This window comes from Variovorax sp. Varisp53, assembly GCF_059491555.1.
Genome location: NZ_CP168512.1, coordinates 5066412 through 5087605, shown reverse-complemented (window position 1 = coordinate 5087605; position 21194 = coordinate 5066412). Strand labels below are relative to the sequence as shown.

Annotated in this window: 15 protein-coding genes, 1 tRNA gene and 1 pseudogene; 11 read left to right on the top strand and 6 right to left on the bottom strand. The window is 65.1% G+C overall.

Annotated elements, in window-relative coordinates:
* Positions 1 to 53: 53 nt before the first annotated feature.
* Genes rpoZ through ACEOAB_RS23790 form a run of 3 tightly spaced genes read right to left on the bottom strand, consistent with a single transcriptional unit; the run spans position 54 to position 1855 of the window.
* The gene (gene rpoZ / locus ACEOAB_RS23800; protein WP_007835875.1) at positions 54 to 257 is read right to left on the bottom strand and encodes a DNA-directed RNA polymerase subunit omega; all 204 of its coding nucleotides are present in this window, start codon (positions 255 to 257) and stop codon (positions 54 to 56) included.
* 39 nt (positions 258 to 296) lie between these two features.
* The gene (gmk, locus tag ACEOAB_RS23795) at positions 297 to 917 is read right to left on the bottom strand and encodes a guanylate kinase (protein ID WP_007835873.1); all 621 of its coding nucleotides are present in this window, start codon (positions 915 to 917) and stop codon (positions 297 to 299) included.
* Positions 918 to 931: 14 nt separating this feature from the next.
* Positions 932 to 1855 (bottom strand): YicC/YloC family endoribonuclease, encoded by a 924-nt coding sequence (locus ACEOAB_RS23790; RefSeq protein WP_056595072.1) that lies wholly within the window; start codon positions 1853 to 1855, stop codon positions 932 to 934.
* A gap of 91 nt (positions 1856 to 1946) precedes the next feature.
* Here ACEOAB_RS23790 and ACEOAB_RS23785 point away from each other — a divergent pair, with 91 nt between their 5' ends.
* The 7 genes from ACEOAB_RS23785 to ACEOAB_RS23755 all read left to right on the top strand — a co-directional run bounded on the left by ACEOAB_RS23785 (position 1947) and on the right by ACEOAB_RS23755 (position 7554).
* The gene (locus tag ACEOAB_RS23785; protein ID WP_042673779.1) at positions 1947 to 2954 is read left to right on the top strand and encodes a serine/threonine protein kinase; all 1008 of its coding nucleotides are present in this window, start codon (positions 1947 to 1949) and stop codon (positions 2952 to 2954) included.
* 4 nt (positions 2955 to 2958) lie between these two features.
* On the top strand, positions 2959 to 3867 hold the full coding sequence (locus tag ACEOAB_RS23780) for a PP2C family protein-serine/threonine phosphatase (protein ID WP_056595071.1): 909 nt from the start codon (positions 2959 to 2961) through the stop codon (positions 3865 to 3867).
* Positions 3868 to 3909: 42 nt separating this feature from the next.
* Positions 3910 to 4641: a ribonuclease PH gene (rph, locus tag ACEOAB_RS23775; protein ID WP_413747646.1), complete on the top strand. Its 732-nt coding sequence runs from the start codon at positions 3910 to 3912 to the stop codon at positions 4639 to 4641.
* Positions 4642 to 4644: 3 nt separating this feature from the next.
* Positions 4645 to 5244: a non-canonical purine NTP pyrophosphatase gene (locus ACEOAB_RS23770; protein ID WP_056595070.1), complete on the top strand. Its 600-nt coding sequence runs from the start codon at positions 4645 to 4647 to the stop codon at positions 5242 to 5244.
* Positions 5244 to 6506, top strand: a complete 1263-nt coding sequence (hemW, locus tag ACEOAB_RS23765) for a radical SAM family heme chaperone HemW (RefSeq protein WP_413747647.1) — start codon at positions 5244 to 5246, stop codon at positions 6504 to 6506. The genes ACEOAB_RS23770 and hemW overlap by 1 nt, the downstream gene beginning before the upstream one ends.
* Positions 6507 to 6538: 32 nt before the next feature.
* A tRNA-Ser gene (locus ACEOAB_RS23760) sits at positions 6539 to 6623 on the top strand.
* A 559-nt stretch (positions 6624 to 7182) separates the two neighbouring features.
* Positions 7183 to 7554: a type I restriction endonuclease subunit M gene (locus ACEOAB_RS23755; RefSeq protein ID WP_413747648.1), complete on the top strand. Its 372-nt coding sequence runs from the start codon at positions 7183 to 7185 to the stop codon at positions 7552 to 7554.
* Between the two features lie 11 nt (positions 7555 to 7565).
* Here the strand turns inward: ACEOAB_RS23755 and ACEOAB_RS23750 are convergent, their stop codons facing one another.
* Entirely contained in the window at positions 7566 to 7868 is a 303-nt protein-coding gene (locus ACEOAB_RS23750; protein ID WP_413747649.1) for a helix-turn-helix domain-containing protein, read from the bottom strand.
* Between the two features lie 181 nt (positions 7869 to 8049).
* On the opposite strand from ACEOAB_RS23750, the gene ACEOAB_RS23745 reads away from it, so the two are divergent.
* The 4 genes and pseudogenes from ACEOAB_RS23745 to ACEOAB_RS23730 all read left to right on the top strand — a co-directional run bounded on the left by ACEOAB_RS23745 (position 8050) and on the right by ACEOAB_RS23730 (position 12532).
* On the top strand, positions 8050 to 9405 hold the full coding sequence (locus ACEOAB_RS23745) for a hypothetical protein (protein WP_413747650.1): 1356 nt from the start codon (positions 8050 to 8052) through the stop codon (positions 9403 to 9405).
* 145 nt (positions 9406 to 9550) lie between these two features.
* Positions 9551 to 10432, top strand: coding sequence for a hypothetical protein (locus ACEOAB_RS23740; RefSeq protein WP_413747651.1), 882 nt, complete (start codon positions 9551 to 9553; stop codon positions 10430 to 10432).
* Between the two features lie 109 nt (positions 10433 to 10541).
* Positions 10542 to 11537: a site-specific integrase gene (locus ACEOAB_RS23735; RefSeq protein WP_413747652.1), complete on the top strand. Its 996-nt coding sequence runs from the start codon at positions 10542 to 10544 to the stop codon at positions 11535 to 11537.
* 371 nt (positions 11538 to 11908) lie between these two features.
* Positions 11909 to 12532: pseudogene (locus ACEOAB_RS23730) on the top strand (tyrosine-type recombinase/integrase).
* Between the two features lie 165 nt (positions 12533 to 12697).
* On the opposite strand, the gene ACEOAB_RS23725 reads toward ACEOAB_RS23730, so the two are convergent.
* Complete coding sequence (locus ACEOAB_RS23725; RefSeq protein ID WP_413747653.1) at positions 12698 to 14800, bottom strand: UvrD-helicase domain-containing protein; 2103 nt, start codon at positions 14798 to 14800, stop codon at positions 12698 to 12700.
* On the bottom strand, positions 14797 to 21186 hold the full coding sequence (locus ACEOAB_RS23720) for a DEAD/DEAH box helicase (protein WP_495653149.1): 6390 nt from the start codon (positions 21184 to 21186) through the stop codon (positions 14797 to 14799). The genes ACEOAB_RS23725 and ACEOAB_RS23720 overlap by 4 nt, the downstream gene beginning before the upstream one ends.
* Positions 21187 to 21194: the final 8 nt, after the last annotated feature.

Sequence of the window (21194 nt, the reverse complement as noted above, 5' to 3'; positions counted from 1 at the left end):
ACATAAAAAAAGCACCGCTTCGCGGTGCCTTTTCGTTGCAGGGCTGCGTCAGATCAGCCCGGCACCTTCTTGAGCATTTCGAGGCCGATCTTGCCTTCGGCGATTTCGCGCAGGGCGGTCACGGCGGGCTTGTTCTTGCTCTCGATCTTGGGGGCATGGCCCTGGCTCAGCATGCGCGCACGGTAGGTGGCGGCCAGGACGAGCTGGAAACGGTTCGGAATATTGACGAGGCAATCTTCGACGGTGATGCGGGCCATGATGAGAATCTTTCGGTCTGGGAGCGGTGAACTCGGATATCAGGGGATGTTCAGTGCGGCGAATGTGTCGGCACGGGCACGGCGCTGTGCGGAATACCGGAGCCGCTGAGCGTGGACGATCGCCTTGAGATCGAAAAGTGCGCGCTCAAATAACTCGTTGATTATAACGAAGTCGAATTCCCCCGCCCGGGCCATCTCTTCGGCGGCGTTTTTAAGCCGCAATTCGATGACCGAGGCGCTGTCTTCGCCGCGCCGTTCGAGCCGGGAGCGCAGTTCTTCCCAGCTGGGGGGCAGGATGAAGATCATCACCGCGTTGGCAAAGGTCTTGCGGATCTGCAGGGCGCCCTGGAAGTCGATTTCGAGGATGACGTCCGCGCCCTGGGCGATCCGTTCCTCGATGGCCTTCTTGGAGGTGCCGTAGCGGTGGCCGTGCACGTGGGCCCATTCCACGAAGCCGTCGGCCGCAATCATTGCGTCGAACTCCGTCGGAGACGCAAAAAAGTACTCGCGGCCATGCTTTTCCTGCCCGCGCGGCGACCGGGTCGTGTGCGACACCGAAGGCTGCACGGCCGAGTCGAGTTCCATGAGCGCCTTGACCAGGCTCGATTTGCCGGCGCCGCTGGGCGCCGCCACCACGAAGATGTTGCCGGGGTAGTCCATTCTGTCGCTCGTCGTCATTCGATGTTCTGTACCTGCTCGCGCATCTGCTCGATCAGGACCTTCATGTCCACGCCGATGCGCGTGAGCTCCAGCGCCGCCGACTTCGAGCCCAGGGTGTTGGCCTCGCGGTGCAGCTCCTGGATCAGGAAGTCGAGGCGCTTGCCGATCTCGCCGCCCTTCTTGAGCAGCCGCTCGATCTCGTCGAGGTGCGAATTCAGCCGCGTGAGCTCCTCGGCCACGTCGATGCGGATCGCAAAGGCGGTGGCCTCGGTCAGCGCGCGGTCCTGGGCGGCCTCGGGCAGCGTGCCGCCCGTGCCGGCGGTCAGGCCCATGGCCTCCTGCCAGCGTTCCAGGAAGCGGGTGCGCTGCTGTTCGACCAGCTGCGGCACCAGCGGGCCGGCCTGCTGTACCAGGGTGCGCAGCTGGCCCAGGTGGGCTTCGAGCATCTTGGCCAGCCGGGCGCCTTCGCGCTGGCGGGCCGACATCAGGCCTTCGAGCGCCTTGCCTGTGACATCGATCAGGTCGGGCCCCCAGTCGCCGCGGGCGGCGCTGTCGCCGCCGGCCAGGCGCAGCACGTCGGCCACGCTCAGGTCGCGCGCGGCGGGCAGCCAGGCCTTGATGCTGTCCTGCACCCCGTTGAGCCGTTGGAGCAGCTTGACGGAGGGCTCGACCACGCCGGCCTGGGCCGTGTTCTCGATGGCGGCGCGCACCTCGACCTTGCCGCGCTTGAGCTTGCCCGTGAGCAGCTCGCGCAGCGCGGTCTCATGCTGGCGCAGCTCCTCGGGCAACTTGAAGGTGAGATCGAGGAAGCGGCTGTTGACCGAGCGGATTTCGACCCCGAGCCGGCCCCCGGCGGAAGGCCGTGCATCGGCTTCGGAGTGGCTGCCTGCGGACCCGTTCTGGCCGCTGGCGTAGCCGGTCATGCTGTAAACTGGCATTGCGCCTCACTGTGGTTTTGCTTGCATGCACCGAGGCGTCGGCACGGCGTTCGCTTGCCGCACCATCGCCTTCGGGCGAAACTCCCGGATTATGTCAAAGGTCAAGCCTACGCCCCTGTTGCCCGATACGGTCATTGGTGGTTACCGCGTTGTACGCCGGCTTTCCGCAGGTGGTTTCGGTGTCGTCTATCTCGCCATCGACCCCAGCGGACAGCAGGTGGCCATCAAGGAATACCTGCCGTCGTCGCTCGCCACCCGAGGTCCCGGCGAGCTCGCGCCGCAAGTGCCGCCCGAGAAATTGTCGCTCTACCGGCTGGGGCTCAAGAGCTTCTTCGAGGAGGGCCGCTCGCTCGCGCAGATCTCGCACGCCTCGGTGGTCAGTGTGCTCAACTTCTTCCGCGAGAACGAGACCGTCTACATGGTCATGAACTACCTGGAGGGCGCGACCCTGCAGGATTTCGTGGTCACCGCGCGAGACCTGAAAAAGCAGAAGGTGTTCCGCGAGTCGACCATCCGCTCGCTGTTTGACGAAATTCTGCGCGGCTTGCGCATCGTCCACCAGTACAAGATGCTGCATCTGGACATCAAGCCGGCCAACATCTTCGTCACCGACGACGACCGCGCCGTGCTGATCGACTTCGGCGCCGCGCGCGAAGTGCTCAGCAAGGAAGGCATCTTCATCCGCCCCATGTACACCCCCGGCTTCGCGGCTCCCGAGATGTACCGGCGCGACTCGTCGATGGGCCCCTGGACCGACATCTACGCCATCGGCGCCTGCATCTACGCCTGTATGCAGGGCTACCCGCCCAACGACGCGCCGCGCCGAATCGAAAAAGACCGGCTCAGCCTGTCGCTGTCGCGCCTGCGCGGCGTGTACTCCGACAACCTGATCGAAGTGGTCGAGTGGTGCATGTCGCTCGACCCGCTGTCGCGCCCGCAGTCGGTCTTCGCGCTGCAGAAGGAGCTCAGCCGCGAAGGCGAGCGCCGCTATACCAAGCTCACGGTGGGCGAAAAAGTGCGCCTGTCGATCGACAACATCCGCTCTTTCGACAAGAAGAGCCTCCCCAAGGCCGCTGCGCCCACCACGCGCCCCGCATGACATCATGAAATTCTCCGTCTTCCAGGTCAGCCGCAAGGGCGGGCGTCTCAAGAACGAAGACCGCATGGGCTATTGCTACACGCGGGAATCGGGGCTGTTCGTGCTGGCCGACGGCATGGGCGGCCATCCGGAAGGCGAGGTTGCGGCGCAGCTGGCGCTGCAGACCATCGCCGCGCTCTACCAGCGCGAGGCGCGCCCGACCGTGAAGGACGTGAAGGCCTTCCTGGCCGAATCGGCCATGGCCGCGCACCAGCAGATCATGCGCTACGCGAGCCACAAGGCCATGCTCGACACGCCGCGCACCACCGTCGTCGCGGCCGTGCTCCAGGGCACTACCGCGACATGGATGCACTGCGGCGATTCGCGCCTGTACGTCGTGCGCGACGGCCGCCTGCTGGTGCGCACGCGCGACCACTCGCACGCCGAACGCCCCAAGCCGCACGGCTCCGACATGCCGGTCAACCGCAACCTGCTGCTGACCTGCCTCGGCTCGCCGACCACGCCGCTGTTCGACATCGCGGCGCCGCTGCAGCTGCAGCGCGGTGACCGCATCATGCTGTGCTCCGACGGTGTGTGGGGCGTGCTCGACGACGAATTGATCGTGCACACGCTTTCCTCCGGCAAGCCCGTGTCCGATGCGGCTCCCGACCTCGCCGAGATGGCCCTGCGCAAGGGCGGCGCCCACAGCGACAACGTCACGCTCATCGCGCTCGAATGGGAAATGCCCGACAGCGCGGACGACCGCAGCGGCGTGTCCACCGAGACCATCGAAGACGGCGTGTTCGCCTCGACCATCCAGGCTGGCATGCCGGCGTCGGACAACGAGATCGACGACCTCGACGAAGACGCCATCGAGCGCTCCATCGCCGAGATCAACGAGGCCATTCGCCGTTCCGCCGCACGCAAGACCTGAGCGCGCGCAGCTTTTCTTTTTTTCTTTCCAATTCCCGAACAAATGACTGCTTTCACGCGAAGCGGCGGCCGTGCCGCCGATCAATTGCGACCGGTGCGCATCACCCGTGGCTTCACCATCCATGCCGAAGGCTCGGTGCTGATCGAGTTCGGCCAGACCCGCGTGCTGTGTACGGCCTCCGTCGAAGAGAAGGTGCCGCCGCACAAGAAGGGCAGCGGCGAGGGCTGGGTCACCGCCGAATACGGCATGCTCCCGCGCGCCACGCACACCCGCAGCAGCCGCGAGGCGGCCAAGGGCAAGCAGACCGGCCGCACGCAGGAAATCCAGCGCCTCATCGGCCGTTCGATGCGCGCCGTGTTCGACCTTGCCGTGCTCGGCGAGCGCACCATCCATCTCGACTGCGACGTGCTGCAGGCCGACGGCGGCACCCGCACCGCCGCCATCACTGGCGCCTTCGTGGCGGCGCAGGACGCGGTCAACAAGCTGCTGGCCAGCGGCGCCATCAAGGCATCGCCCATCAACGGGCACGTGGCTGCCATCTCGGTGGGCATCGTCGGCGGCACGCCGCTGCTCGACCTCGAATACACCGAAGATTCGGCCTGCGACACCGACATGAACGTCGTCATGACCGGCGCCGGTCACTTCGTCGAAGTGCAGGGCACGGCCGAAGGCGTGGCCTTCACGCGCGAAGAAATGAACATCCTGCTCGGCCTTGCCGAGAAGGGCATCGGCGAACTCGTGACCTTGCAGAAGCAGGCACTGCTCTCGAACTGACTCATGAAACTGGTTCTGGCTTCCAACAACGCAGGCAAGCTCGCCGAACTCCAGCAACTGTTTGCAGAGCTGGCCGTTACCCTGGTGCCGCAGTCGGCGCTGGGCGTGGGTGAGGCTGAAGAACCTTTCCGCACCTTCGTGGAGAACGCGCTGGCCAAGGCCCGCCACGCCAGCGCCGCCACCGGCCTGCCAGCCATCGCTGACGACGCGGGCCTTTGCGTCGATGCCTTCGGCGGCCTGCCGGGCGTCGACACCGCCTTCTACGCCACGCAGTTCGGCTACGCCAAGGGCGACGCCAACAATGTGAAGGCGCTGCTCGAGCAGCTCGACGGCGTGGCCAACCGCCGCGCCGCGCTCGTGAGCACGCTGGTCGCGCTGCGCAGCCACGACGACCCCGAGCCGCTCATCGCCATCGGCCGCGTCGTCGGCGAGATTGCGCCTGCGCCCGTTGGCGACAACGGCTTCGGCTTCGACCCCGTGATGTACCTGCCGGCCTTCGGCAAGACCTTTGCCCAACTGCCGCCCGAGGTCAAGAACGCCAACAGCCACCGCGGCCGCGCGGCGCAGGCCATGTTGGCGTTGATGCGCGAGCGCTGGCTGTAATGGCCACCATCTTCCCGATCCAGCCGGCGCAGTCCACGGGAGCGCCGCAGGCCAACGACGTGTTGCACTGGATGCGGCCCGGTCCGCTGCAGCTCAGCGCGCTGCCGCCGCTGTCGCTCTACATCCACCTGCCGTGGTGCCTGCGCAAGTGCCCGTACTGCGACTTCAACTCGCACGAATGGCGCGCCGCGAGCGAAGCGGAGATCGACGGCATTCCCGAGCAGGCGTACATCGATTCATTGGTGGCCGACCTCGATGCCGCACTGCCGCTCATCTGGGGCCGCACCGTCCACACCATCTTCATCGGCGGCGGCACGCCGAGCCTGTTTTCGCCGCAAGCCATCGACCGCCTGCTCGGCGATGTGCGTGCGCGCCTGAAGCTCACGCCCGATTGCGAGATCACGCTCGAAGCCAACCCCGGCACATTCGAGCGCAACCGCTTCCGTGCCTACCGCTCGGCCGGCGTCACGCGCCTGTCGGTGGGCGTGCAGAGCTTCAACGACGAGCACCTGAAGGCGCTGGGGCGCGTGCACGACCGCGCCCAGGCCATCGCCGCGCTCGAAGAGGCTGCGAGCACCTTCGATACCTTCAACCTCGACCTGATGTACGCGCTGCCGGGCCAGACGCTCGAAGGCCTGGACGCTGATCTGTCGCAGGCGCTGGCGCTCGCGCCGCCACACCTGTCGGTGTACCACCTGACCATCGAGCCCAACACCTGGTTCGCCAAGTTCCCGCCCACGCTGCCCGAGGACGACATCGCCTACGCCATGCTCGATCGCATCACCGAACGCACGAGCGCGGCCGGCATGTCGCGCTACGAGGTGTCGGCCTATGCGCGTGAGGGGCATCAGTGCGCGCACAACTTTAACTATTGGCAGTTCGGCGACTACCTCGGCATTGGCGCCGGCGCGCACAGCAAGCTGAGCTTTGCGCACCGCATCGTGCGCCAGGTGCGCTTTCGCGAACCGCGCCTGTACATGGAGAACGCACGCGCGGGCGCCGCGGTGTCGCAGAGCGACGAGGTGGCGCTGGCCGATCTGCCGTTCGAATTCATGCTCAATGCGCTGCGGCTGAAGCAGGGCTTCACGCTGCCACAGTTCAGCGAACGCACGGGGCTGGCGATGACCTCGATCCAGCGTGGATTGGAAGAAGCCGAGCGCAAGGGGCTCGTGGCACGCGACCTGTTCCGCGTGTGGCCGACCGAGCGCGGGCTGGACTTTCTGAGCGATCTGCAGGCGATGTTCCTGCCCGATGAAGAGTAGGGCAACGCCGTCGGCATAAAATCGATGGTTCCGGAGAGTTGGGTGAGTGGTTTAAACCAGCAGTCTTGAAAACTGCCGACGAGAAATCGTCCGTGAGTTCGAATCTCACACTCTCCGCCGGCAACCCAGTATCCATGCGGGTTTGCGGGCGGGTCAGGCACTTTACCCCCTTTTTTACCCCCCTTTCTTTTTGCGCTCAGGTGGGCCTTTTTGGGCTACCTTGCACAAGCCGTGCTGCACTGGTCGCATAGGCGGCGGCTTAACCCTAGCGTCGCAGCACCCCAGCCCGCCCTCGCGAAGGTGGCCTGCACTAAGGCGCGGCAGGCCGCTTGGAAGACATGGCCACAGGCCGCCCAAGTGCCTTTTTTGAGCATTCGTCCATCGATCTTGTGGGATCACGCCGAGCCGGTTTTCGGATCAGATTTGTTACATTTTGTCGCATTTATGCTATAATTTACCCACGGGCTAGCCCTGCCAGCGCCAAGCTAGCAAGGCGGCGCCCGTGTGCAGGCGCACCGCCGCCTGTAGTCCCCTGATGGCCGCCAAGCCAGCGCATTTGCCGCTGGCCTTGGTGGCCGTTTTTGTTTATCCCTCGCGCTTTTTTCGACTGCCGCACTTTGCCCCTGGGGCCAGGTGCCGCCGCCGCATGGGCGCTCCTTTCCTATGGAGATTTCAAATGAAAGACCTTCTGAGAGCCTTCCTCAAGCCTGGCAGCACACCGCGCTTTGCGCTGGGCCGCGTTGTCGCAACACCGGGCGCCCTGGCGCTCATACACGCCACCAACAGCAACCCCTTCGTGCTGCTGGCCAAGCATGTCACCGGAGACTGGGGCGAGATCGATCCCGAAGACGTAGTCACCAATGAAGACGCGCTCGAGCACGGCTTGCGTATGCTCTCGGTCTACCGATTGCCGCTGCAAGTGGCGGTCGAAAAGGGTGCAGCGCCGGCACAGCCAGCACAGGAAGCCGATGAGCACGACAACCGGATATGGGTGATCACTGAAGCAGATCGCAGCGTCACGACACTGCTGCTTCCGGAGGAGTATTGATACCTAGACGCTCATCGCCCAAGCGACGATACAAACTCCATCACTTGCGCACGTTTGCTCTTCGATAGCTTATGGAAGGCGAGTAGCAACTGGGCTTCCTCGTCATTGCCAGTGTAGAAATAGGCTGTAGGAACCTTCAGAACGAACGCAAGGCGCTCAACCAGTTCGTAGTCTGGTGCGCGCTTACCAAGCTCGTAGCGATTCATTCGCGTACTCGCTGACATCGGATCCAAGTCGGCTTGGATTCCAACCTGCTCTTGCGATAGACCCGCCAGCTGCCTCGCATGCTTGAGGCGCTTGCCAAACACGTTCATCCAGACCTCTGCGGGCAAAGGTCAAGATAGTCCCGGGAAGCTTCGCTTCAAATACTACCGATTTGGTAGTATTTGAAATGCAGGCAGTGCGGCTGCGGGCTCTATTGCTTGTTGCAGAACCAGAAGAAACCAATCGCGAGGCACAGCGGTGCCTCGTTCAACACGAAAGATGGGATCAATCATGTTTAGCGCCAAACTCTCTTGGCTCAGTCCGACCGCGAGCATCGCCTTCTTGGCCGTTATCTGCTCGGCGGTACTGGTGGGCTGCGGCCCCGAGGCCCCACCCTGCAACGACGTCGAGGTCACCAGCTCGATCCGCGACCTCGTCGCCCAAGCGCACGACGACCACCTCAAGGACCTGCAGGTCCAGAGCAAGGACATCGCCACTATCGCGCTGGAGACGCCCACCGTCACCGCCTATGACGAGAAGCTCAAGGTCCGCAGCTGCAAGGTCACCTTCACGGTGCAAGCCTCGGCCGACAAGGTGAAGACCATGAATCAGTACATGGCTGCCATCACCAGCCCCCTCGTCGGCGTGCTCGATTCGCTCAATCCCTTCGCCGCGCTGACCAACCCGCAGGGCACGCTGCTGCAGAAGGCCAAGGCCGAGGTGGCGCAGTTCCAGGTCTGGAACCAGGGCCCCCAAGCCTCGCCGGACCCGATCCGCAAGTCGTTGACCTACCAAGTGCAAAAGGAAGAGGGCAAGTCCAACTTCTACGTCACCACCAACGTCAACGTGTCCGGCACCGTGCCGTACATGCGCGTCATCGTCCTCGCAGACACCTTCGCCAAGGAACAGGCCAAGCGCCAAGCCAAGGAGACCGAGGCAAACGCCAAGAAACAGGCCGAAGTCGACCGCCTCTCCGCCAGCGGCAAGTGGCGCAAGGTGGTGTACATCCTGGATTGGCGGCAGCCGGACAACGCGGCGGGGCGGTGCCACGAACGGGGCCTTGTGTGCTTCCGCGGCCGTGACAGCGTGAACGAGACGGACGCCGTGCACTACCAGCTGGACGCCAGCAAGGTCAACGCCCGGGGCATGAATGCGCTCGACGTGGCGTACCGGGGCAACCAGCCGATTTGCCTGGTCGGCGTCCAGAAGACCCAAGACCCCGGTGTGTTCACAGCCCGGGGTTACTCGACCTTCCGCAATGACAAGGGCGAGGCGGTGGACTGCCTGCCGGGCACCGAGAATTCGGACTGGGGCGCCTTGGTGGCGCAGACCAAGAAGGACGAGGCGGCTGCTGCCGGCTCAGGCGCTGCGCCCGCAACGACTCCCCGTGCGCCCACTGCGGCCCCGAGTTCCGGTCCCGAGAGCCTCATGTCGCTCATCACCAAGTACGAGCCCTGTGGCGAAGAGGCCGTGTGCCTGCACACAGGCAAGGGCAACGTCGTCTGGATGCAGGCCAGCATGATGCGGCGCATGGACTATGCGTTGCTCGACAAGGCAATCAGCAGCAAGACGCCGGTGTGCTTGCGCGACCTGACGCGCACCGAAGGCAAGAACTTTGCGGCCGATGGCCTGGACAGCGCGTGCTGAAGCCGATGGCGTAGCGGCAACGCGCTACTTACACAGCCCTTTGCGAAGGCGCCGGCTGGCCGAGAGGCTGGTGCGGCGCCTTTGCTTTTTCCGTTCTCATTTCATTGCCGCCGCCCAGGTGCGTGCGGCGTCACAGGTACCCCCCATGAATGTTCTACACACGCCCGCCGACAGCGGGCCGACGGCTGCTGTCCGCTTGATCGGCATCGGCGCCTCGGGCCAACACTTTGTCCGACGGTTTCATACCCACATCGATGCACCGCTGTCCACGCCGCTGGCGGATCTGCTGAACCAGCCGCCTTGCGTCCTCGAGGTGGACGCCGGTCAGGCGGCCGATGCGACCGTCGCCCGCGTGGACCTGACGGACACGCGAATCCTGTGCCTGGCCTTTGGGCTCGACCTCACCCCAGTGGAGATCGAAGCGGCGATGCTGTTGGTCTGGCGCCTTTGGGCGCAGGAGGCGCACGTCATCGGCGTGGTTGTCGGAGCGCACCAGCGCCTGCCACCGGACCGAGACTCGCTCCTCGGCATCCTGTGCGATTCGATCGATGCGCGCGTAGATATCTCGGAGTCGGACGATCCAGTTGAGCTGGCGCCGCTGCAGTGGCTTTATGTGGGGCTGCAGCGGTCGGTACTGGCGGGTCTGTCGATCATGGAAGCGGCCTGGGACCACAGCGACGTCGTCGAAACCCTGGACTTCGGTCAGGTGCGTCTGGAACTGTTCACCCAGCCGCTGGACAAGCCCACGCAGCTGGATGCCGCCATGGTGGAGGTCCTGGAAGAGCTCCAGCACCGAGGCGTGTGGCTGGAAGACGCGCTCGGCGCGGTGCTCGTGCTGTGGGCGCCGTCCGAGTACCAGCTCACGGTGCGCATGGTGCGCGGACTGGGGCGCAGCTTGGGCGAAGCATTGGGGGCAGGGGCTTTGCACCTGACCATCCGGTTGCGCAGCCAGCCCACCGGTGAGGACCAGACCGCGTACCTGACGCTGGTGGTGAGCACGTCGCGGTCACGTACCCGTTTCCAGTAGATCGCCTCGAACGAGCCATAGCACCGAACCCCAACCAACGCCCGCCCACGCGGGCGTTGCTCATTCTCAAGAACAAACACCATCCGCTTCAAAGAAAGCGAGCAACATCATGAAGAAGGTTCGCATCGATTCATCGGCCGGCGCCTCCGTCGCGCGCAGGCCCACCAGGGCGACCAAGCCCCGAAAGGCTCATGCCCAGTTCGATCACTATGTCGCCAGCGCCGTGGCGGACAGCACGCGACGGGCCTATGCCGGGGACCTCAGGCATTTCCGGGACTGGGGCGGTAGGGTGCCTGCTACGCCTGTGATGGTGGCGCGGTACGTGGCAGCCTTCGCGGGTAAGGTCAAGGCGAGCACCTTAAACCGGCGTTTGGCCGCGATTGCCTGCGCCCATACAGTGCTGGGCAAGCCGTCGCCCACGCGGTCGGAGCTGGTGCAGACCACGATGCGGGGGATTCGGCGAATCCACGGGTCGGCACAGAGGCAGGCCAAGCCCATCAGCATCGAGATGCTGCGTCTGCTCGCCAAGCCGCAGAGGCACTTGGATCCGGTACGTGACCTGCGGGACCGCGCCTTGCTAGTGGTGGGGTTTGCGGGAGGGTTTCGAAGATCGGAACTGGCAAGGCTCAAGTTCGAGAATCTGGTGTTCGACACCCAGGGGGTGACGGTGACACTGGTGCGCTCGAAGACAGACCAGCAGGGCAAGGGCAGGGTGGTCGCGCTGCCGCAGGGGCCAGGGCGGATGTGTCCGGCCAACCTGCTGAAAAGCTGGATTGAGCTGGTGCGCAGGGTGGACCCGGAAGAGGTCGACGCAAAACCATTGTTTCGGAGGGTGGATCGGTATGGAAAGCTTGGAAACGGGCTGAGCGGGGCAGCGGTCGGCGGAGTGATGCGACGGCGCATGCGCGATTGCGGGCTCGATCCGAGTGGCTTTTCGGCGCACAGCTTGCGTTCGGGACTGGTAACTGCTGCTGCCAAGGCTGGTGTGCCGACCTGGGCCATCCAAAGGCAAACAGGGCATCGTTCGGAGAGCACGGTGCAACGCTACATAAGAGGTCTCTCTCCGTTCGAACGGAATGCCTTCGATTCTCTGATCAAGGCCTAGAACGGCAGACTTGGGCGATTCAGAGTCGGATCAGCAACGTCTACTTCAGACAGAGGCTGTGTGAAAACTCACCGCTCTGCTGGTCATGTCGGAAGTCGACCTCTCAGATCGAGCCAGGATCGACGATCGAAGACAAGGGAAGGGTCTGATGACCCTCAAAAACACGCGCACCGAGTGTTTGCACACGGCCTCGACTGATAGCGACCGTTCATCCCACCAACAGTGAATGACGGCTGCTTGGCAGAGCAGGCAGTCGAAACCGGCGGAGGTGTTCCCACCATCAAGACGTGACACCACCAGCGTGGTCACTGGTGGACAGCTGTATCGAGAAGGCGCACCGTTGTGATCAATCCACTCGATGGGAGGCCATCATGGAAACCGCTGCCCTGCTCGTTCACCGCGAGCCCTGGAATAAAGGCAAGATCGTCGGACAGAAAGCACCGTTCAAGCCGAAAGAAATCTGGGCGCTGCGCGTGCGCCTTCAGATGAAAAACCGAATACGAGAGCTCGCGTTGCTCAACCTCGGGATCGACAGTAAGCTGCGCGGATGCGACTTGGTTGCCCTCAAGGTCCGCGATGTCTGCCACGGCGACCAAGTTGCCTCTCGAGCAGTCGTCATGCAACACAAGACGCAGCGCCCCGTGCAGTTTGAGATCACAGCCACCACGCGCGAGGCGCTTCAGAAATGGATCAAGGCCGCGAGCCTGAAGTCCGACAGCTTCCTGTTCCCCAGCAGGCTGCATGACTCTCCGCATCTTGGCACTCGCCAGTACGCACGAATCCTGGAACGCTAGGTCGTACAGCTTGGCTTGGAGCCGGCAGACTACGGGACACACTCCATGCGGCGCATGAAGGCGACACTCATCTACCGCAGACCCAAGAACCTTCGGGCCGTGCAGTTGTTGCTCGGTCACTCCAAGCTCGAGTCGACCGTCCGCTATCTCGGCATCGAAGTCGATGACGCCCTCGAGATTTCCGAGCAAACCGAGATCTGAAAGGCTGTGACGGGGCTGTGCTGTGGATTCGAGCCAACCGGGCCTGGTCGCCCCTACACCATCACCTCAACATGGGCGAGCGACAGCTCGAGCGAGGCAACGCGATAGCACCTAGCCGAGGAGGCGTCAACAGCGGCTCCTGAAGGCACTGTGTGCAGATTATCCCTAAGCGCCCGGACGATCAAGAACAACGAGATGCCGTTTCGCCCGTGTCGCAGCCACGTGTAGCAAGGACCTCTCAACCGCTTCCGTTTCTACTGAGACCCCGGCATCTTCACCGCGAGAGAACTGTGTCGCGTACTGGCGCACACCCTTGTAGGCGGCGATGACAACCACATTGAACTCAAGCCCCTTGATGCGATGCATTGTTGCAACACGCACGCCGGGAACCGTCACGTCATCTGGTGTCGAACGTTCCAAGCGGAGCACTTGAATACCACTGTCCCGCAAACCGTTCGCCAACGCATCCACCTCGTCGTTCGTCCGTGCCGCGACGCAGACTTCCCGGAGGGCCATCCCGCTTTCTTCCAGTTGCTGCAATTTGGCCTTCACGAGTCGGACATCGTCTTGGTAAGAAGCTGACATACCGACATCCGGTTGCTCCCCGTGCGTCAGCGACCGGTAGCCCCGCAACGAATCTGCGTTGCCATCCAGGTCATCGATCTCGCAACCCTCCAATTGCGCACACGCCCAACGTCGGATCTCGTCCGTGGTGCGGTAGTTAACGCGCAGGTTTCGGCTGCGGCCGCGTACCTCGATGCCCAGTCGGCTCAGCACGACCTTGTGGCGATAGATCCGCTGGTGTGCATCGCCCACCAAGAACAAGTCGTTCTCTGCCGCTGGCACTGCCGCGCGTACCAGCTCCCATGCGGCAGGGCTGATGTCCTGCGCTTCGTCCACCACCATGGCGCGGATGCCAAGCTCGGCCGGCTGCAGCGCCAGCAGGCGGCGCGCGTCGCGGAAGGCCTCTTCGGGCTCGCGCACATTTGCAGCCAGCAGCCGGGCGCGGTACTCGGCGAACACGGGCCAGATCGACTGGCGTAGGCTGCGACTGAGCTGCCCGCCTCGTCCGACACGGCTGGCCCGCAGGTAGTCTTCGGCCGTTTCGCAGCCCTGTGGCAACACCACGCGCTCGTACTCCGCGCGTAGAAACTGCAGCGACAGGTCCACCGCCGCCGGCAGCGCCGCCATGGCTTCCTGCCAATACTGGCGGCGCGCCTTGTCGTCGTACAGCGGCTCAGGCTTGGACCCGTAGCGCCGCAGCAGGCCCACCATCCATTGGTCCATGTGCTGCACCTGGATCTTGTCCAACTCCTGCGGCGTGCACAGCAGCGCCAGCTGGTGGCGAATGTCATCGGCGAGCGTCTTGGTGAAGGTCGTGAATAGCACCGGCTTGCCCGGCAGGTCAACGTACTGCCGTGCCAGCCGCGCCGCACGGTGCATGGCCACCACCGTCTTGCCAGTACCCGCGCCGCCCGTCACCTTCACGGGCCCCGCCCAGTCGCGCTCGACCAGCTTGCGCTGGCTAGGGTGCAGAAACACGCGCCAGCGCTCCAGTGGCGCGGCCAGCAAGGCGGCCAGGTCGCTATCATCCGTCAGCACCACAAAATGGCGCCTGGACGTATCGCGCTCCAGCGCTGCGTTGAAGTCGGCCGGGTCCACCACGGCAGGGGCCGCTTGGTCCGAGATGATCTTGTCGTAATTCTCCCCTGCCGCGTAGAGGTACAGCGCTTCGGACGCCTCGTCCGGCAACTGCTTGTCCAGCGCATCCAGGGCCGCCTCGTCTGTGATGGCGCGCACGGCGGCCAGCAGTTCGTCGGGCACGCCCAGCCGGCGAATTTCGCGGTCTTTCAGCGCCGCGAACAGTCCGGCCGGCGCCGAGGCAGTCGCTGGCACAGCAGACGGCGCATCCGCTGCCGCCACCTGCTCCACCGCGTAAATCTGAATGCTACCCACGTCCGGGTGGATCGCCACGCGATGGCGGCGCGCCCATTGATAGGCGTCGTCGTGCCGGTCCACCCACAACAGGCAATACACGTTGCCCTTGTCCGGCTTCAGCACGATGCCGCGCACGCCATCGTTGATACGCACTGAGCGCATGTTCGCGTCGCCCGCATCGCGGATTCGCTCATAGTTGATGCCCGGGGCCATCGGGTTCTGCCGAAATTTGGCCACAAAGGTCAACACCGCTTGCTGCTGGTCGCGCGGCACAGCGGCAAACGACTTCAAAAAGTCGTCGGACATGGCAATCTTGGGTGCGAGGCTCATGCTGCGCTCTCCTTCAAGTGATCGATCAGGGCGTCGGGCACCGCGCCCGGCAACAGTACGAAGCAGCGCCAGCCAGCCGCTTCGAACGGCGCCGCCGCATCCGCATGCGGCGGTTTCATTCCCCCCGCCTGCGACGTCGGCACCACCACGGACAACCGCACGTCGGCCCAGGCCAGCTCGGCCGTCGCCACGCAACGACCTTTGGCATCCATCAGCTCGTAGCCCACGACCGGCGTAGCCACTTTCAGGCTGGCGAGCGTCTGCGCCCAGAACTGCATCTCCGGCAGCACCTCGTCCAGCACGGCCACCCAGGCTGGTGACCAGGCTGACGGCAATTCGCGCATGCCCGGCGCGTGTTGCAAGGCCGCCAACCCGGCCATCCCAGCTGCGCCCGCCCAGCAGGCGCGCAGCGGCAGCAGCAAGTTCAGCACCTGCCACAACTGCTGCCAGCGAGCCTGTCGCTCCGCCTCGGTCTGTGCACCAGGCAGTAGGTCCGGTTCCCATTGCGCCACGACGAAAGGCTCGTTCCCGACTGCGCCAATACCCTGCATCAGCTGCGTCAACTGGTCGGGGTGCGCACCCGCCACCCAGTGCAGCCCGTCGCCCAGTTGCCGAACGCCCATGCGGTGGTGGGCTGTGGCAGGCAGCAGCCCCAGTTCGTCAATTTGCTGCCAGAACGCCCCCCCGCGCACGGCCTGCAGCACCGCCGCATCGCCCGCCGGCAGATCCAGCCCCAGCGCAAGCGCAGCGGCCACCCGGCGCATGTCGTCGTGGCGGCCCGCCTGCAGGCGGCGGTGCAGTTGCAGGAAAGGCGACAAGGTCTTCAATCCCGCCCACGCCGTCATGCCCTGCGCCTCCAAAATCTTCTGCACCACCGGCGCGGCACCGTCGGCCAGCAGCGTGGGCCAGGGCGATGGCGTGGTGGCAGGCTTGTCCAGCAGCACGGCATCCATGTCGGCCCAGGTCAGCGTCCACACCGAGAACTTCCCGCTGCGCGCCACAGCTAAGCGCTTGGCCAGGTCTTCCAGCACGCTGTGCTGGTGGTCCTGCCAGCCATCCATGAAAACGCACACCGGCAGATCGTCTGCGCCGTCGTCAGGCCAGAACACGAAATCCGGCTTGCACGGCACCACCACGCCGTCTTTCTCACCCAGCGCCACCTGCGGCTCCAGCCGCCAGCGTCGGGCGCCGGCCTGCACCTGGTAGCCTGACTTGCCTTTGAACAACAGCTCCACGACCTCAAAAACCAGGCCCGCATACGTGCGCCGGAGCGCCTCTACCAGCCGCTGCTCCAGCGGGCTGTCGAACAGGCTGTTGCCAGCGCCAGCGCCCGCGCCTGCCAGGCTGGGAACAGCCTTCAGCGCCGCTTTGTGCTGCACCACCTCACCCAGCATGCGCTGGGCCAGGCGGCGCGAGATCGACTTGCGGTCGTAGCTGTTGTGATAGCCAAACACGCAGCGGTAGCAGCCATCGGCCGCCGGATCCTGGTTGCACGCGCACGCGTTGAGTGCACCTAGTGCCAGTTCCAGGACTTCTAGCAACGGCTCGGGTGCCCGCATCAGGTCTTTCAGGTAGCCGGTGCCACCGGGAACACTGTCGTACAACACGAGGTAGCAGCGCGGCGTGTCCGAGCCGGCAGCCATGCGCACGTCCAACGCGATGCGCAGATGGTCCACCGCGCCGTGGAAGCGCCGGGCCAGCCCCAACTCAAGCGCCGCCACGAAACTCAACAACTGCGCATCAGTGCTGCCCTGTCCCGCTTCCGGCAGAAACAGCCGGATGCCCTCGCTCGTGAACTCGCGGTAGAGAAACACGCACTGCTGCGTCGACGCCTCCGCGTCCTTGCGCCTGGAGCAATACGGCGCATGGTTGCGGAACAGATCCTCGGCCTTGCGTTTGCGCTGGATCGTGCCGCACTCCGGGCAGATGCTGAAGCCAGGGCGGTTCAGCTCGGCACCGGCAATCTGCATTGGTGACGCATCGGGCGCTTGCTCGCCAAAGTTCACCTCGCGAAAGTTGACCTTGTCCAGAAACTCGAAGCCGAACGGGAACTCCGGTTTGGCTATCACATAAGCCTGGTGCACCGCATCGGGCGAGCAGTCCACTAGCGCCTGGCGCACGTAAAAGCCGCGCTGGCGCTCGTCTGAGTCATCGGCAATACGGCTCTCGCGGTCCAGCGTGCGCGCAAACACGGTCGTCAGCTTGAGCATCTCGCGCACGCGGCCACTGTCGCGCCACAGGCTGTCGCCGCAGCGCGGGCAATAGGCGTGGTGGTCACCCAGGGCCAGCGGCTCGCTATACGCGCACTGCCGGCAAAAGCGCCAGGCCTCGGGTTTGACCTTCGACACGTCTACCTGGTTCACCATTACGCGGCGACCCTCGGCATAGAAGGTGTTGTTGGGTGCCAGCTCGGTGATGGCCGACGCACTGGGCCGCTCATATTCGAAAGTCAACGGGTCGGGTGCGCCAACGCCAGGTCGGGCATCGCGCACGATGATCGAGCGGAGCAATACGCCCTGTTCCGGGAAGGCGTAGTTGGGCAGCAGCCCCTCGTCGGTCAGCACATTCAGCGTGGCCTTGCCCTCGATGCTGGCCATCAGCCGCGCCAGTGCCGTGCGCTCCTGTGTTAGACGCAACAGCTCTTCCTCCTGCTCCTCGCCGCGCACCGGCAACGCCTGCAGCTTGTCGATCTCCTTGATCGTGCGCTCGCGCTGACGGCGCAACTCGTCCACATCCTTGGCAATGCCCTGTAGCCGGTCGATGATCTTCCAGCCTAGTGAGCCGCGTTCATCCTGCCCACCGTGGATAAAGGCAGACAGCCAGCGCTGCGTATCCTCGGTCAACGATTGCTGCCCCCCCTGGTTGAACAGCCGCACGAAGCGCTCGAGCAACGTGCCCCGGTGCTGCTCCACGTACTGCAGCCAGGGGTAGGGAAACTTGGTCAGCGCCTGCCCGCGGATGGCGCTAAACACCGCACGCACCTCGGCCGGGATGACGGCCGCGCGCCCCGACTCGCGCACCCAGCAGTCCAGCGTGTAGGCAGTCAACTGCCGCTCTAGCACGGCCGATGCATTGAGAAACACCCCCGGCGCCTGCACGCTGCCCGCCAGCATCTCGCGCGGGTCGGACCAGAAGTACAGGTCATGCGGCCGGCTCGCCGCCATCGTCATCAACAACGCATTGCCAGTGCTGCGCCCGGCACGGCCGGCGCGTTGGATGTAGTTGGCCTGCTTAGGCGGCACAGAGCATAACAGCGTGGCCGACAGGTCACCGATGTCGATGCCCATCTCCAGCGTGGGCGTGGCCGACAACACGTTGATGCCACCGGGCCGCTCGCCGCCTTCCTTGAAGTCGCGCTCTACCCGCTCGCGCATTTCGCGTGGCAGCAGGCCGGTGTGCTCGTGCGCCACCACGCGCTGGATCTCGGCCGTGAGGTACAGCCGGCGGTAGAAGGCGCCCCAGCCCATGTGCGCCTGCAGCGTGCCCTGGCAACGGACACGCCGGCAGGGCTGGCCGGCAAAATCTTCGTGCGCGCCAGACAGCGTCTCGTTGTGGCAATGGCCGCAGCGCCAGCGCTGGCCGCCCAGCGCCACGCCAAACGCCGCCGGCTCCAGCCCCCAGACGCTGACCTCGGGCTTGTCTTGCGCCTGCTCATGGCCCGCCAGGCCGGCGCTGGCCAAGGCCTGCAAACCCAGGCGGTACACCTCGCGCAGCACGGGCTCGGCCCCCAGTGCCAATGTGTGCAGCCCCGGCAGCGCCTTGAAGGCCCAGTCGCGAAACCACGGTGCCTCGTCTCCCTCGATGCTGGCGCACAACTGGAAAGCGGGCAGCGTCAAGAAGCGCGGCGGCCGGGGTCCGGCCACCATCTGCGCCTGCCAGCCGTGCTTGCGCTGGCCATAGGGCCGGCAGCCGATGCGCGCGTAGAACGCCAACTCGGGGTCGCGCCAGGCGCCCATGCGCTGCAGCGCCTGCACGAGCCCGTGCAGAAACACGCCGATCTGGCCCGCCGTCACACCGCGCAGTACGTCCACCTGCTCGCCCAGGCGCTCCGCCAGCCAGGCCACGGCAGAGGCAAGGCGCTGCGGCTGTGCGGTGGCATAGGCAGTTCCGGTGGCCACCAACGTGCGACCCACATGCGCATCCTGTCCGAACTCAGCGTTCAGCACCCAGGGCAAGAGCTTGGACAGATCTGCCGGCAGGCTGCTGCCGGCAGGCAGCGCGCCCTGGTCCATCAGCGTGGTGAAGTCGCGCATCCAGTGCAGCTTGGGCGGCAAGAAATTGGCTACATAGTGGCCCTCGCCCAGCGCGGCCAGCCAGCGGGCCTCAAAGGCACCGGGCAGGTCGGCCAGTGTCAGCGACTCGCCCGCTGCTTCGGCCGCCGCAATCGTCTGCGCCAGTGCGGGCCGCAGGTTCAACCGCCAGGTGCGCGCTGCCAGAAAGCCGGCGCGGTGCGCGGCGTCCTGCACAGAATCGGAGAATGCGATCAGCTTCTTGTCCTGGTTGAAGCTGCTGCCGAACAGCTGGCCCAGCATCACCGCCGCCAGGCTGGCAGCCTGCGAGCCCAGGATGGACAAGGTGTTGTGACCGCCGCAGTAGGGGCAGTGGTGGTGCGACCGCGTGTACTTGGCGCCGTTGCGCGTGCCGTGCTTCAGGTTCTGCGTGATGTCCACTGCCAGCAGCGTGTCGTGTCCGCAATGCGTGCAGCCCCCCTGAGCCACCGCATGCAGGCTGCCGCACGCGGGGCAGACCTTCTTTCGCTCGAACTGGCTGCGGTCTGCATGCTCGGTGGCAGGAAACAGAAAACGCGTAGACACGTCTTCCGCGAAGAAGGCCGTGTAGAACGCCCGCAGGTCGCTCTGCAACTGGTGCGGGCTGGTCTTAGGCAGCGTTGCGCCCCAGCCCGTGGCGTGACAGTCGCGGCAGTGGATCACCGGAAGATGCAACTGCCCCTGCTCGGCCCGGCCCAAATCGTCGTGGGCGCGCAGGACGGGTGTGGCATCCACCCGCGCCACCATGCGGCGCAGCTCGCGCTGCCAGATCTCCACCTTCACCTGCAGAAAGAAGTCCTGGTGGCCCGCCTTGCGCGCATGGGCCACCAGCGCCAGCAGGCTGCTGAGCCACAGCAGCACGAAGCGTTCGTCCGCGGTTCCGTCACGCGCCTGCGGCAGGCGCCGCCGCAGCAGAGCCAGCAGATCGTCCACCAGGACTGAGCGGGGGCCCAGCCGATCCAAGTCGCGAAGCAGGTTCTGAAACGCGAAGTGGCATTTCAGCTGCTCGCCCAGTGCGCAGCGCCAGGCCATGTCGCGCACCTGCGCTGGCGCGCAAGCCTGGCCTAGCCACAGCGGCACCTGGGCCGCAAGGTAGGCGTCCAGGCTGACATGCAGCGACGGGTCGAGTACGGGCAGGTCGGCCAACTGCGGGCTGGCGGTGTGTTCCACCACCGCGTCGGCCAGGTAGTCGCCCACACCCATGCGGTCTTCGCCGATCACGGCATCGGCATCCATGGCCTCACCGAAGATGTCGCGCGCAAAACCCAATAGGCTTTCGCCGCCTCCATCACCCAAAGTGGCCGACGTGCCCACGCACACCAGTTGACCCGGCGCCGCGCCCAGCCGCCCCTTCAGCCGCCGCACCAGACAGGCCAGGTCGGTGCCCTGCGCGCCATCGAAGCTGTGCAGTTCGTCCACCACCAGGTAGCGCAGCGTGTCGGGCTGCTGCTGCGCCCACAGCGGGGCGTCTGCCGCGCGCAGCAGCAGAAAGTCCAGCATCTTGTAATTGGTCAGCAGGATGTCGGGCGGGTCGGCCCGCAGCGCGTCGCGGTCGGTGATCAGGGTGCAGGTGGTGTCATCCACCCGGCGCACCTGATCCGAGGTTTCGGCCGGCACATCGCCCACATACAGCCCCGCACGCAGGCCGGCCAGTGCGGGCGTTCCCACCAACAGCTTGGCCAGACGCCCAGCCTGGTCGGTCGCCAGCGCGTTCATCGGGTACAGGATCACCGCTTTGATGCCGCGTTGCCCCATCGCACGCGCCTGCCTGCAATGCTCGAGCAGCGGGAACAGAAAACACTCCGTCTTGCCCGAGCCCGTGCCCGTGGCCACCAGCGTCGAGCGTGCCCCCGCACCGGCCAGCCGCGCAAAGGCCCGGGTTTGGTGCGCATGCGGCATGAAGCCGGCGGGCAGCCAGTCGAAAACCGGGCACTGCGTATCGCCCCCGGTGCGAAACGGCAAAGGCACAGAGAGGTAAGGTCCCTTGAACAGGTTGTCGCGCTGATCCAAAAAGCGGTCCAGCAAACCGACGAATCCGGGCGTGGTGGAGGGGAAGGTGGCGCGCAGAAAATCGGCCACGCCCTGAGTGACCTGGTGGGAGACGATGAGCGGTTGCATGCGGTACG